General features: G+C 59.4%; 12 protein-coding genes. 7 read left to right on the top strand and 5 right to left on the bottom strand.

Going from position 1 to position 13,420, the window contains the following annotated elements:
• Positions 1-33: 33 nt before the first annotated feature.
• The 7 genes from P8X48_03610 to P8X48_03580 all read left to right on the top strand — a co-directional run bounded on the left by P8X48_03610 (position 34) and on the right by P8X48_03580 (position 9,212).
• The gene (locus tag P8X48_03610) at positions 34-657 is read left to right on the top strand and encodes a Maf family protein (protein ID MEJ2106404.1); all 624 of its coding nucleotides are present in this window, start codon (positions 34-36) and stop codon (positions 655-657) included.
• Positions 650-2,113, top strand: a complete 1,464-nt coding sequence (gene rng / locus P8X48_03605; protein MEJ2106403.1) for a ribonuclease G — start codon at positions 650-652, stop codon at positions 2,111-2,113. The genes P8X48_03610 and rng overlap by 8 nt, the downstream gene beginning before the upstream one ends.
• A 44-nt stretch (positions 2,114-2,157) precedes the next feature.
• Complete coding sequence (locus tag P8X48_03600) at positions 2,158-6,006, top strand: YhdP family protein (protein ID MEJ2106402.1); 3,849 nt, start codon at positions 2,158-2,160, stop codon at positions 6,004-6,006.
• Between the two features lie 14 nt (positions 6,007-6,020).
• A complete protein-coding gene (locus P8X48_03595; GenBank protein MEJ2106401.1) occupies positions 6,021-6,401 on the top strand; it encodes a hypothetical protein in 381 nt (126 codons plus the stop codon).
• Entirely contained in the window at positions 6,398-7,216 is an 819-nt protein-coding gene (locus tag P8X48_03590) for a carbon-nitrogen hydrolase family protein (protein MEJ2106400.1), read from the top strand. The genes P8X48_03595 and P8X48_03590 overlap by 4 nt, the downstream gene beginning before the upstream one ends.
• 99 nt (positions 7,217-7,315) lie before the next feature.
• A complete protein-coding gene (gene mgtE / locus P8X48_03585) occupies positions 7,316-8,668 on the top strand; it encodes a magnesium transporter (protein ID MEJ2106399.1) in 1,353 nt (450 codons plus the stop codon).
• Positions 8,669-8,804: 136 nt separating this feature from the next.
• On the top strand, positions 8,805-9,212 hold the full coding sequence (locus P8X48_03580) for a WYL domain-containing protein (protein ID MEJ2106398.1): 408 nt from the start codon (positions 8,805-8,807) through the stop codon (positions 9,210-9,212).
• Here the strand turns inward: P8X48_03580 and ptsP are convergent.
• The 5 genes from ptsP to P8X48_03555 all read right to left on the bottom strand — a co-directional run.
• Positions 9,209-10,972, bottom strand: coding sequence for a phosphoenolpyruvate--protein phosphotransferase (gene ptsP / locus P8X48_03575; protein ID MEJ2106397.1), 1,764 nt, complete (start codon positions 10,970-10,972; stop codon positions 9,209-9,211). The genes P8X48_03580 and ptsP overlap by 4 nt on opposite strands.
• Entirely contained in the window at positions 10,972-11,241 is a 270-nt protein-coding gene (locus tag P8X48_03570; protein MEJ2106396.1) for an HPr family phosphocarrier protein, read from the bottom strand. The genes ptsP and P8X48_03570 overlap by 1 nt, the downstream gene beginning before the upstream one ends.
• Positions 11,238-11,651: a hypothetical protein gene (locus P8X48_03565; GenBank protein ID MEJ2106395.1), complete on the bottom strand. Its 414-nt coding sequence runs from the start codon at positions 11,649-11,651 to the stop codon at positions 11,238-11,240. Before P8X48_03565 ends, P8X48_03570 begins: the two co-directional genes overlap by 4 nt.
• Positions 11,648-12,514, bottom strand: a complete 867-nt coding sequence (gene rapZ, locus P8X48_03560; GenBank protein ID MEJ2106394.1) for an RNase adapter RapZ — start codon at positions 12,512-12,514, stop codon at positions 11,648-11,650. The genes P8X48_03565 and rapZ overlap by 4 nt, the downstream gene beginning before the upstream one ends.
• Before the next feature lie 326 nt (positions 12,515-12,840).
• Positions 12,841-13,420, bottom strand: a 580-nt coding sequence (locus P8X48_03555) for a hypothetical protein (protein MEJ2106393.1), incomplete at its 5' end; no start/stop codon positions are given.

Raw genomic sequence — 13,420 nt, 5'->3', positions numbered from 1 at the left:
TCGAAGGGGCCGCTGCGGCGACGGGGCGTGGCAATGACGGATTTCCTTGTGGCCCTTGCGCCGGCGAATGGCGCGTTCGTGTATCTCGCCTCCCAATCCCCGCGACGTCGGGAATTGTTGGAACAGATTGGCATCGAATACCGGGTACTGGACGTGGAAGTGGACGAGGCCTGGCGTCCGGGTGAAACGCCGCAGAAATATGCGTGCCGTCTGGCAAGGGACAAGGCCGCCGCCGGCCGTGAACAGTTGGTCAAGGATGAACTGAAAGCGGCGCCGGTTCTGGGTGCGGATACCTGCGTGGTGGTCGACGATGAAGTGTTGGGCAAACCCGCTGACCGTGAACACGGTATCGGGATGCTTTCGCAGCTGGCGGGGCGGACCCATGAGGTGGTAACCGGGATAGCGATCGCATCCGGCCCGACGATGTACGATGCCGTCAGCGTGAGTCGGGTTCGCATGGCCGACCTCAGCCGCCGCGATATCGAACAATACTGGGACAGCGGCGAACCGGAAGGCAAGGCTGGCGCATATGGCATCCAGGGACTGGCCGGCGCCTTTGTGAGCCACATCGAGGGAAGCTACAGCGGCGTGGTCGGCTTGCCCCTGTATGAACTGGTTGGCCTGTTAAACCAATTGCGGAGCGGCAGCGGTGAGTGAAGAGATTCTGATCAATGTGACTCCCCAGGAGACCCGCGTCGCTGTGGTGGAAAACGGTGTACTGCAGGAAGTGTTTATCGAGCGCACACGCAATCGGGGCATCGTCGGTAACATCTACAAGGGAAAGATCGCGCGAATTCTTCCGGGCATGCAGGCAGCCTTTGTCGATATCGGTCTGGAGCGCACCGCTTTTCTGCATGCGGCGGATGTCCTGCAGAGCAACGGTAGCCGCGCGGGCGCCGGCGAGGCGCCGCCCATCAACTCCCTGTTACACGAAGGTCAGGAAGTGCTGGTGCAGGTCGCCAAGGATCCGCTGGGTTCCAAGGGTGCACGGCTCAGCATGTATCTGGCGCTGCCGGCACGCTATCTCGTGTTCCTGCCTTCCTCTACCCGAATTGGGGTATCGCAGCGAATCGAGGACGATGAAACCCGCGAGCGCCTGCGCGAGATCATGCGCGCCATGGTCGACGACGAGGAGACCGGCGGATACATTCTTCGCACGATGGCGGAGAACGCCACCGAAGACGAACTCAAGGCCGATATCCGGTACCTGTCCCGCGTATGGAAGGCGATTGAAGAGACTTCCCTGGCGCCGGGTGCTCCCGCGCTCGTGCACGAGGATCTTCCTCTGGCCATGCGCGCCATGCGTGACCTCATCAGCGGTCAGGTCGAGGATGTGCGGATCGATTCGCGTGAGACCTACCAGAAGGCGCAGGAATTCGTTGCCGAATTCATTCCCGAAATATCAAGCCGGATCCAGTATTATCCCGGCGAACGACCGATCTTCGATCTCTATTCAGTCGAGGACGAGATCCAGAAGGCCCTGGAGCGCAAGGTCCCGCTCAAATCCGGCGGCTATCTGATCATCGATCAGACCGAGGCGATGACGACCATCGATGTGAACACGGGGGCCTACGTCGGGCGGAAGAATCTGGAAGAGACCCTGTTAAAGACCAATCTGGAGGCAGCCCAGTCCATCGCACGCCAGCTTCGCCTGCGCAATCTGGGCGGGATCATCATTATCGATTTTATCGATATGGCCGATGAAGATCACCGTCGCATGGTCATTCGGGCGCTGGAGAAGGCCATCTCGCGCGACCGAAGCAAGATTCATATCACCCATCTTTCTCCTCTCGGGCTGATGGAGTTGACACGCAAGCGCACGCGGGAAAGCCTGGAGCACGTGCTTTGCGAACCCTGTCCCGTGTGTTCGGGGCGCGGCATGCTGAAGACTGCGCAGACTGTGTGCTACGAAATCTTCCGTGAGATTCTGCGAGAGGCGCGGCAGTTCGGAGGCGAGCAGTATCTGGTACTGGCCGCGCAGTCCGTGGTGGACCTTTTGCTTGATGAGGAATCCTCGGGCCTGGAGAAACTGCAGGAATTCATCGGTAAGCCCATCAACCTGCAGGTTGAAACCATTTATCATCCCGAGCAATTCGATGTCGTTCTCGTTTGACGGGATTCGCGCCTTGTTTGGGGAATACTCCTGAGAATGTCCCGATGAAACATGTACTGCTGAGGATTGCGGGACACACCTACCGTCTGAGCCGGATCGTCGCCATTGCCGTGGCGGTTCTGCTGGTCCTCGCCTACGGTGCCGGACGTTTGTGGTTGCCGACCCTGCTGCAGGACAAGGCCTCGGTGGAGGCCACGCTGGCCCGGATCTCCGGGCAGAAGATCAAGATAGACCGGATTGAGCCGTGGTGGGATGGAGTACACCCGGGGGTTCACGCAATTGGCGTGCAAGTCTATGCGCCGGGTTTTCATCGACCCTCCGTTGTGCTGGACGAGGTCCGGGTCAGCGTATCCCTGTTGCCCCTGATCGAACGCAAGCTCACGATCTACAACCTCGTCGTGGTTCATCCGCAGGTGGTCGTGGAGCGGCTGCCCGACAATCGCCTGAGGATCACGGGATTCAGCCCCGTCACCGTACAAGCGACAACGGCAGGGAAAGACGCCGAAAAGGCCGGGGACAGCGCCTTCATGGGGTGGCTCTTCAGGCAGCGCCGCATGGCAATCGAGAAGGGTTCCCTGAAATGGGTGGACCGCCGGGAGCCGGTTCACAAGACCCAACATCTCGAGAACGTGGATCTCTCCCTGGAGAACCATGGCAACCGCCATCACCTGATGTTTGTTGCCGATTTCCCGAAAGACCTGTGCCAGAAATGTTCACTGGATATCGATATCGAAGGGAACCCGCTAGTCGGAAGCGAATGGGGCGGACGCGTGAACGTCAATGCCCAGGGCCTGAATCTGGACGCTCTTCCGCTTGTGGCGCGCGAAGGCATCTCCAGCAGATTTGGTGGCCGGTTTGACCTGAACGTTCGCACGCAGTGGAGCGGGGGCGTTCCGCGCGTCGCACAGGGCCGGGTCGATGCGACGGATCTGCGTTTCCCCAGCCTGAGAGATCCCAAGGTCGAAATTCACTTGCACCGCCTGCGCGCCGGGGTCGCATGGCGCGGTCACCCGGATGCCTGGCAGCTCGACGTCAAGAATGCGATGGTCGCGATCGGGGACAGTCCCTGGGCCGCCGGATACATCCGTGTGGATCACTCTCCATCACTTTCGAGCATTCAGATCAGGCGTGTAGATCTGACCAAACTCTCCGGCTACGTAACCCAGCTCGGGCTCGCACCCGAGGTATCGGATCTCGTGAAGACGATTCGTCCCGGAGGAACCATCGACAATCTTTCCGTGCAGCTCGACCAGCGCGCCGATGCGAGATCCCGTTTCATGGCCAGTGGCCAGCTCCACGACATACGCTTCGATCCCTACAAGAAGCTCCCGGGTATCGAAGGTCTGAGCGGCTATCTTCTTGTCACGGACAAGACCGGGGAGCTTCGGCTGAATTCCGAGATCATGAAGTTCCGGCTTCCGTGGATGTTTCGTGGACCCATTCCCGTTCGACGAGCCATTGGCAAGATTCGCTGGGAGCGAAAGAATGATCGCTGGGATATCAATGCCAAGGATATTCGGGTTGCGGGTGATGCGGTTGCGCAGGGAGATTTCCAGCTGCAACTTCCCTTCGATCATGAGCAGTCGCCATATCTGAAGATGCGCTTCTCGTTCTTCGGTGGCGATGCTTCCCATGCATCCCGCTATTACCCGGTCAATCACTTGCACAAGAAGCTGTTGCACTGGCTGGACCAGGCGGTCGTCGGGGGCGAGCTGGTGAGCGGACACCTCGACTTTGATGGGGCAACGCGCGCTTATCCGTTCAGACACGGGGAAGGCAAGTTCGAGGTGCAGGCAAGAGTCAAGCATGCCCGGCTGGTGTTCCTGGAAGGGTGGCCGCCCATCGATGATGCCGATACCACTCTGACGTTCCGCGGCCCAAGTATGTTGATTACAGCGGACGACGGCCATATTGGCGATCTCGACGTCAGCGACGTCGTTGCGCGCAAGACGGATCTCAGGGACAGAAGTCAGCCGGTAGTCGTTACCGGCCGCGTATTCGGTCCCGTCGCCACGGCCATGGATGTGCTGCGTCACGCCCCGAAAACGAAGAATGGATTCGACATTTCGCGAATGATTACTCCAGGTCTGGAGGGGAGCGGCAACGGTTCGCTCAGTCTTCACATTGACATTCCGCATGTGGCAAGCGAAACACGAATAAGCGGGGAATACCGCTTCCTGGGCGGTGACCTCAAGCTTCCCGTAACCGGAATGCGTTTGACGGATATGCATGGCGCGGTGCGGTTCTCGCACAAGGGCATCGACGACGGCGAAGTCCATGCCAAGTTGCTGAACCAACCCGCCGTCATCTCGGCCTCGACCCGGGAGACACGGGCAGGGAAGGAAACCGTCTTCCTTGGGCGGGGAAAACTGAACTCCGACGACCTTGCAGCGATCTATGGACGGGGGCTGGGGCGTTTGATTACAGGTACTGCGAACTGGAGCGGCGAACTTCGGCTGAGAGACGGTCTGCCGTATTTGCAGGTGCAGTCGAGGCTGGAGGGCATGCGGACCCGGCTGCCGGCGCCGTTTGTATCGCTCGCGACACGAAAACCGGAGACCGTCCTGGAAACCGTCAGAAGTGACCACGCGAACAACGTCCTGCGCATGCGGCTGGGCCATCAAATCGCCGGCATATTCGATTTTCAGCAACATGGCCAGTCCTGGCAGTTTCGCGCAGGCCGGATCATGCTCGGTTCCGCATCGGTCGCGTTGCCAAGTCAAAAAGGGCTGGAAATTGTCCTGCGTTCCGCGCGGGTGGATGCCGAACCCTGGATCACCTATCTCAGGCAGGGAAACGGCGAGGAGCCATCTTTTCTCACCCACGTCAGCGTGGATGCCGGGGAAGTGCACGGTTATGGGCGCGAATTCGGGGCCCTGCGCCTGGGTCTGGACCGTCAACCCGGCGGGTGGTCGGGCGCGTTCACGGGGGAGACTGCGGAAGGGACGGCAACCCTGTACGAAGCCGAGAAGAGACTTCACGTCGTCCTGGATCTGGACCGTTTTCAGTTTCCGTCGGCAGCGCCGGGAACACATGAGGGCCTTGGGAACCTCGATCCCAGGGAGTTTCCGGTTGTCGTGGTACGAAGCAAGAAGTTTTCGTACGGCGACGCAGATTTCGGAAAGCTTGATTTTTCGGCGCAGCACACGGACCTCGGGTGGCGCATCGAGCGACTGAATCTGGATCGCGACGACCTTCGTGTGCGTGCGGACGGAAGCTGGTACAAGGTGGTCGGCCATGACTCGCTGGATATGAATGTGGACCTGAACAGCAGCAATATGGGGCAGACGATGGCCGGATTTGGTCTGCAGAATTTCATTCGAGACGGCAAGCTGAAGATGAAGCTGAAGGCCCACTGGCGCGAAGACCCGGAGCGTCCCGGGCTGAAGAATCTGGACGGGACGGCAAATGTGACGGCCAAGGACGGCACGATTCTGAACATGAAGCATGGTGCGGCGCGTCTCGCCGGCATCTTCAATTTGCGGTCCCTGGGGGAGATGATGACCCTGAATTTCAAACCCGCCGTTGGTTCGGCATTTTCATTTTCCGAGATCAAGGGGCGGGTCGCTGTGCGCAGCGGTGTGGCGTATACGGACGGGATCGTAGTCCATGGGTCCGTGGCAGACATCGCAGCCCGAGGCACCGCCAATCTGGTGAACAAGGATGTCGATATTGTCGCCGATATCTCTCCCAATCTCCGCGATCCGGTAACCTTTGCGGCGGGCTGGATCTGGGGTCCGCAGACCGCGGCCTTTGTGCTGGCGCTGCAACAAATCTTCCACAAGGATATTGAGAAGGGGACGCGGATCACTTATAAGATCACAGGGAAGCTCGACAGTCCCAAGGTAACCAAGGTCACCGGTACCAAGCCAACTACGGAGTCCAGCGACTGACCGGTGTACAGAATATGACCGAGAAAAAACATTTCCGCATTCCTGTGCTTGTGCTGCCGGCGTTCTGCACGCTGCCGCTATGGGCCGCTCCGAATATCGCGAAGGCAGAGACCTATACGGTCACGGCGGAACAGTGGGCCCGACCCCGAAGCGGAGAGCGTGTCTCCCGGCTGCCCGGATTGCACGGACTGGAGGGTGAGCTGGAAGCGAACCGGAATTTGTCGATCCTGATACGCTATGCGGGGGGCGATGACGGATTGTTGTGGGCGGAGGAGCTACGCGGCTGGCTTGTGGCGCTCGGTATCAGCGGCGAGCGGATTCATTTGCGCCCCGGTCTGGATGCAGGCGACCGAATCGTCCTTGAAACGGAAAAGGCCGGAGACCCTGTCCCATGAGCAAGGCAGCAGCTGTCCAGATGGCCTCCGGACCGAACGTGGGGGCCAATCTCAATGAGGCCCGGCGGCTGATCGCGTCGGCCGCCGCCCAGGGAGCAGGGCTCGTTGTCCTGCCGGAAAACTTCGCGATCATGCCAATCCATGATGAGGACCGGCGCAAGGTTGCCGAAGTCGATGGAAGCGGGCCGATTCAGGATTTTCTGTCTGCCCGGGCCCGCGAGCACGGAATCTGGCTTGTGGGTGGCACGATACCTCTGCAGGCGGACGATCCGGCAAAAGTCCGACCGGCGTGCCTGACCTACAATGAGCGCGGAGAACGCGTTGCACGATACGACAAGATGCACTTGTTTGACGTGCAACTTGACAACGGCGAGGAGTACAACGAATCCCGGGCGCAGGAGGCAGGCAGTCAGGTCGTGGTGGTTGATTCTCCGTTCGGACGGCTCGGGTTTGCGATTTGTTACGATCTACGGTTCCCGGAATTGTTCCGGCGAATGTTGGACCAGGGCGCCGACGTGTTTGCCGTTCCGTCGGCGTTTACGGAGATGACCGGCAAGGCACATTGGGAACTACTGGTTCGCGCCCGGGCCGTTGAGAACCTTGCCTTCGTCATCGCCGCGGCCCAGGGTGGCTACCACATCAATGGGAGGGAAACGCACGGGGACAGCATGATCGTTGGGCCATGGGGAAATATCATCGATCGCCTGCCCCGGGGATCCGGTGTCGTAGTTGGAGAGATCGATCGCCGCCGAATTGAATCGGTTCGCAACAGCCTTCCTGCCATTCGTCATCGACGTCTCCGGGATCCTGCCTGACGGAGAAAGGGCCGGTTCGACGGTCCCGTTATTGCCGCAGCAATGCTAGACTTGCCCTGGTTTTCACGGGGCGATTGTCCACGCTCGAGTAATCCGGCAATGGCAGACGAAGACAACATCGCTATCGATCCGGTCACCCTGATCGCCCAGGCGCTGGAAGAGGAGGCCCCGGAGCGCCTGCGCACGATTCTGTCCGGCATGCATCCGGCGGATATCGGGGCCGTCCTGGCCAGCCTTCCCCCGGATCAACGACCTGTCCTGTTTTCTCTCACCCCGAGCGATATGATCGGCGAGGTCCTGCTGGAGTTGCCGGACAGTATTCGGTCCGATCTTGTAGCCCACCTCGACGGATCGGAACTGGTTGCTGCGGCAAAGAGCCTCGACACCGATGATATTGCGGATCTGCTTCCGGATCTTTCGGACGACGTAATCTCGCAAATCCTGTTTGCCTTGAACAAACAGGATCGGCAGCGGCTGGACGCGGTCCTGTCCTATCCTGAGGACACTGCCGGCGGTCTCATGAATGTGGATACCGTTACGGTGCGGGAGAACATCAGTATTGAGGTCGTAACGCGCTATCTTCGGGCGCGTGGGGCCCTGCCAGAAGATACCAACAAGCTGTTTGTCGTTGATCGCAACGACCGTCTGGTAGGGACCCTGCAACTGGCAAAACTCCTTACGGCGGATCCGAAAATTCGTGTCGGCCAGCTGATGAATCGCGAGCCGATCAAATTTGATGCCATGGACTCGGATCGCCAGGTCGCGGCTGCATTCGAGCGCTACAACCTGATCACTGCCCCGGTCGTCGATGAGGACAACCGTCTTCTTGGACGAATCACCATCGATGACGTGGTCGACGTTATCCGCGAGGAAGCTGATCGATCGGTGATGGCGCCCGCAGGTCTGACGGAGGACGAGGACATCTTTGCCCCAGTGGCGCGAAGCAGCCGCAACCGCGCCCTCTGGCTCGGTGTGAACCTCGTTACCGCAGTACTCGCATCCATGGTAATCGGTCTGTTTGAAGGAGCCATTCAGAAGATCGTTGCCCTGGCCGTGCTGATGCCGATCGTTGCCAGCATGGGCGGAAACGCGGGCACGCAGACCGTGGTACTGGTCGTGCGTGGACTGGCCCTGGGTACGATTACCAGCGCAAACTCGCGCCGTGTACTGATACGCGAGCTTCTTGTCAGTATCGTAAACAGTATGCTGTGGGCCCTGGTGGTTGCCGTAATAGCGGTTGCCTGGTTTCGCGATATCAGACTGGGCTTCGTCATTGCCGCCGCGATGGTGATTAACCTGGTCAGTGCGGCACTGTCCGGTGTGACGATTCCCCTGTTTTTTCGCAAGGTCGGTATCGACCCCGCGCTGGCCAGCGGCGTGATGCTTACCACCGTGACGGATGTCGTGGGATTCTTCTCCTTCCTGGGTCTGGCGGCGCTGTTCCTCATCTGAGTTCTCCCGGCGTGACCGACGACGCGGAAATTCGATCCGTTTGTCCGGACCAATCCCCGGGACGCGTGCATTGCCCGGCCGTCCGGCTATACTTTTGATCTGACCGCCGTAGATGGCTAGCCAGACCAGGAAAGTGATGATTCCGAATATCCTAAATGCATTGACCCGGGCGATACGTGAACGGCGCGCCATTGCCATTCGCTATCATGACCAGCGCCAGATCCGCGTCGTGGAGCCGCATGCGGTTTACACCAATGAACGGGGAGAACTTGTAGTCGACTGTTACCAGACGCGCGGTTTTTCCTCGGCGGCCCGGCCGCCGCCATTCTGGCGGCCTTTCCGCCTGAAACGCATCGCGGCGATGTCGCTCCTCAAGGAGAAGTTAGAGGTGCGTACGGCTGAGGGGTTCAGGCCGGATCGGCCCCGCTACCGAAATGGACTGGTGGCCATGATCGAACACCGCCGGGCGTACTATGTGTACCCGGAGCACGTTCTTCAGGAAATGGGGCCTTTGCTCCAGCCCCGCACCGAGCGTCTCCGCTAGCCGCGTCGCTTCAGGGACAGGGGGCGCCCCCCTTCGTTCTGCTGTTCCACACGATCATGAATCGCGGACGAGTTGGTCATCCGCAGGATTGAGCGCGCGAACTTCGCGAGTTTCGAATATTCATTTTCGCGAATGATCTTCTTGATCTCCAGCAGCGTGCTGGGGTGCATACTGAACTCCGTAAGACCCATTCCAAGCAACAGGCGTGTGTAGCGCGTGTCGCCCGCCATTTCTCCGCACATCGCCACGGGAATCCCGGCGGCAACACCCGCCCGGATGGTCTGGCTGATCAATCGCAGCACCGACGGATGCAGGGGGTCATAGAGGTAGTTCACGGCGTCGTCTACACGATCGATCGCAAGCGTGTACTGGATCAGGTCATTGGTTCCAATGGACAGGAAGTCGAGATGCGGCGCAAAAAGGTCGGCAGCAACAGCGGCCGCTGGCACCTCGATCATCCCGCCTACCGGCAGATTGGGATCAAACGATTTTCCTTCGCGCCTGAGTTCCTGCTTCGTTTCCTCGATCAGTTCCAGGACGCGAAACAACTCCATTTGCGTGGACAGCATCGGGATCATCATCTTGACCTTGCCGAAGCTGGCCGCGCGCAGAATGGCACGCAGTTGCGGGCGGAAGAGATTCAGGTCATTCAGGCAGAGCCGGACCGCACGCAGCCCCAATGCCGGGTTGATGGATACCGGGCCCGCCCCCGCGGCTCCACCGTCGACCTGTTTGTCCGCGCCCAGATCGAGCGTGCGTATGGTTACCGGGCGGTTGTCCATGGCCTTGACGATCTTCCGATATGCCCGGAACTGTTCTTCTTCGGTCGGCGGGTGTTCCCGGTTCATGAAGAGGAACTCGGTTCGGTACAGGCCGATCCCTTCGGCCCCTGCCTTGACTGCCGCGGTCACATCCGCTGGCAGTTCGATGTTGGCCAGGAGCCGAACCTGGTGGCCGTCCCGAGTCCGTGACTTAGCACGCTTGATCGTCTCCAGTTCCTTCTTCAGCTGGACGATCGCTTTCTTTCGGCGCCGGTACTCCTGAAGGATGGAAGGTTCGGGTTCAATGATGATGACCCCGCGCTTGCCATCGACGATCAGATTTTCCCCGTTGCGGACATACTGGGTCGCCGCGTGGGTCGCGACAATGGCTGGAATGCCAAGACTTCGCGCCAGAATCGCGGTATGGGAGATCGGGCCACCCCAGTCGGTGACAAAGGCCTTGATCCGGTTGTGCTTGAGCATCACCGTATCGGCGGGAGTCAGATCATTGGCCACGACAATCTGACCGGCGGAGATATCCCCATCCCCATCCACGTCTTCAGGCATGATCAGGTTACGCAAGACCCGATCCACGACCTGCTCCACATCCGTTCGGCGATTTCGCAGGTACTGGTCGTCCATACGCTCGAAAATCTCGCCGAGGTGGTCGCTCTGGACTTTCAGGGCCCATTCCGCATTGCGTTGCTCCTTGCGGATCGTGTTGATTGGTGCCTCGGAAATCAGCGTATCTTCGAGAATCAACTGATGTGCTTCGATGAAACCCACTGCCTCGGCCGGCGCCTTTTTGGGAATGTGCTGGCGAATACGGTCCAGCTGTTCACGCGCCAGCGAGATTGCCGCCTGAAATCGTTCAACCTCCTTGCTGATGAGCGCTTTCGGAACGTTATATTCGGGGACGGAGGGACGCGCCCGGCTCAGTACATACGCCGTGCCGATGCTGATGCCGCTACTGACTCCTGTGCCGTGGAGTGTAAACATCAATCGTCTTCTCCGAAGCCGTCTTCGACAAGCGCTGCCAGGGCATTCATGGCCTGATCTTCATCTGGTCCCTCTGCGCACAGTTCCAGTTCAGTGCCGTGCCCTGCTGCGAGCATCATGATTCCCATGATGCTCTTGCCATTTACCTTCTGCCCATTGCTGGCCAGCGTAATTTCGCTGGTGAATTCCGATGCAAGTTTGACGAACTTGGCAGACGCGCGGGCATGCAAGCCTAGCTTGTTGATGATCTGAATCGTTCGACAGTTCATTCTTGTTCTTCCCGGTTTACGGATTTTCCATCGACAACCGCAATCCCGTTCTTCCCGCCAGCAGCAGCCTTTTCAACGAGCTGGTCCAGGGGAAGATTACGGTAGTTGATGGCACGAACGAGCATCGGAAGATTTACACCGGTTACCGCGGCCACGCGACCCGGTTCGACGATCTTGCAGACGGTGTTTGTATGGGTTGCGCCATAAATGTCGGCAAGGACGAGTACACCCGATCCGGCATCCAGCTGATCGACCAAATCACGCAGCTGTGCCATGACAACATCCTGATTGGCGTCGATGCGTACGGCAAGGGCCTCCAGCCTGTCGGGCGGATCATCAAGCATTGCCGCTGCGGCGCGAGTCAGGTGGTAGCCGGTTTCCCCCAAGGTATAGAGCAGTATTCCGATCATACGAGTTCCCGGTGGCGCACCAGGGTTCGGATTTCCCGTGCGCCGAAGTATCTTGCCAGCCGTTCCGCGACGTACACGGATCGGTGCATCCCTCCCGTGCAACCGATCCCGATTGTAAGGTAGTTGCGGTGTTCCTGCCCGAAGGCGGGAATCCACTTCTCGAGGAAGAGCCGGATGGAATCGATCATTTCCTCCACGGCATCATGTCTTTCCATGAAGTCAATTATCGGTTCGTCCAGGCCGGTAAAACGTCGTAGCTCGGGTTGCCAGTATGGATTCGGCAAACAGCGTATATCAAATACATAGTCCGCATCCAGCGGGGTACCGTGCTTGAAGCCGAACGACCGGAACATCAGGGTCAGGCCGGTGTCGCTTCCATCGCTGGCGAAATCGCGGATCTGTCGGCGAAGATCGTGTGGCGTGGTGTAGGTGGTATCGATCCGGAGGTCGGCGTCGGAAGATAACGGCTCGAGCTGCAGCTTCTCCTGTTCAATCCCTTCCAGCAGCGAGGTATCCGTGTCTGTCAAAGGATGTTTGCGCCGGGTCTCCTTGTATCGCTTGATCAGGATGGACTCGTCAGCCTGAAAGAACAGAATTTCGTAGTTGAAGCCCATCTCCCGTAGTCGGGCAAGGCTGTCCGGGAGATCATCGAGAAAGGTCCGGTTGCGGGCGTCGATTCCTACTGCCACCCGCTGCAGGGTATCCGTGTCGCTCTCGGAGATCTGCTGCGCAAAGACCGGCAACAGGCGCACCGGCAGGTTGTCGATGCAGTAGTAGCCCATGTCCTCCAGGGTGTGCAGCGCGATGGTCTTGCCGGAGCCCGACATGCCGGTGATGATTTGGAGCTTGATACCTTGGCTCATGGTGCTTTTTCAGCGGACCTCTGTGCGTTTGTAATTACGTGCTGGGGAAACCCCGACCTGTCCACTGGCTGACAGATTGCACCGCAGCCTGGATCGATCACGGGCCGTGATGCTTACCCCATGGCAGGCTGGTGGCGATCCGCAACGCGTATCGGCGGTTGTTTCGGCAATCTGTCGCTCCATGACCCGTTCATATTTTTCATCGTGTTAGAAACGCCAGACTTTCCATAGGTTAGCGCAATCCAGCGGGGGGGTGTAGCGGATTTGGTCCTGTGCTGGCTGTGCATCAACAGCGTCTGTTGGAAGACTGCAGACAGTCCCTGAACTCAGTCGCCCGGCTCGATTTGCTGGTCGATGTAATCCTGCTGGCGCTGTATGAAGTCCCTTGCTGCATTATAGCCGTCGACCGATAGCATGTGCTGGCGTACGGCGGTCTCCACCAGGATCGCCAGGTTTCTGCCGGCGGCGACCGGGAGGCTGGTCTGAGGGATCTCCAGGTCCAGCAGGTTGCGGTGGGAGTGGCTCCCCTCCAGGCGGTCGAGGCTCTTCAGCTTCTGGTCTTCGAAATGGACCAGGTCGATGATCAGGTGCAGACGCTGGTAGGGCTTGATGGCGCTGTTGCCGAACATCGCACGGATATTGATCAGGCCCAGTCCGCGCACTTCGAGAAAGTCCTGCAGGACTTTTGGGCAGCGTCCCATGATGGTGTCGTTATGGGTCTTGTAGAGCTCGGTGGCATCGTCCGCGATCAGGCGATGGCCGCGCGAGATGAGGGCGAGGGCGAGCTCGCTCTTGCCGATCGCCGGGTCGCCGCTCAGCAGCACGCCTTTGCCGAGCACCTCGATGAAGACGCCGTGCACCAGCAGTGTCTCGCCGGTGGACTGGGAGAATCGCTCGATCAGCTGG

The sequence above is a fragment of the Acidiferrobacteraceae bacterium genome, from assembly GCA_037388825.1.
In the GTDB taxonomy this organism is placed as follows: Bacteria; Pseudomonadota; Gammaproteobacteria; order Acidiferrobacterales; family JAJDNE01; genus JARRJV01.
The sequence above is the reverse complement of the archived record's forward strand: the minus strand, read 5'-3'. Positions and strand labels throughout refer to the sequence as shown.

Excerpts from the sequence above, each read along its gene's own strand:
- P8X48_03610 (MEJ2106404.1), top strand. The coding sequence starts at position 34 with ATGACGGATTTCCTTGTGGCCCTTGCGCCGGCGAATGGCGCGTTCGTG.
- P8X48_03600 (MEJ2106402.1), top strand. The coding sequence starts at position 2,158 with ATGAAACATGTACTGCTGAGGATTGCGGGACACACCTACCGTCTGAGC.
- P8X48_03595 (MEJ2106401.1), top strand. The coding sequence starts at position 6,021 with ATGACCGAGAAAAAACATTTCCGCATTCCTGTGCTTGTGCTGCCGGCG.
- P8X48_03590 (MEJ2106400.1), top strand. The coding sequence starts at position 6,398 with ATGAGCAAGGCAGCAGCTGTCCAGATGGCCTCCGGACCGAACGTGGGG.
- mgtE (MEJ2106399.1), top strand. The coding sequence starts at position 7,316 with ATGGCAGACGAAGACAACATCGCTATCGATCCGGTCACCCTGATCGCC.
- P8X48_03580 (MEJ2106398.1), top strand. The coding sequence starts at position 8,805 with ATGATTCCGAATATCCTAAATGCATTGACCCGGGCGATACGTGAACGG.
- ptsP (MEJ2106397.1), bottom strand. The coding sequence starts at position 10,972 with ATGTTTACACTCCACGGCACAGGAGTCAGTAGCGGCATCAGCATCGGC.
- P8X48_03570 (MEJ2106396.1), bottom strand. The coding sequence starts at position 11,241 with ATGAACTGTCGAACGATTCAGATCATCAACAAGCTAGGCTTGCATGCC.
- P8X48_03565 (MEJ2106395.1), bottom strand. The coding sequence starts at position 11,651 with ATGATCGGAATACTGCTCTATACCTTGGGGGAAACCGGCTACCACCTG.
- rapZ (MEJ2106394.1), bottom strand. The coding sequence starts at position 12,514 with ATGAGCCAAGGTATCAAGCTCCAAATCATCACCGGCATGTCGGGCTCC.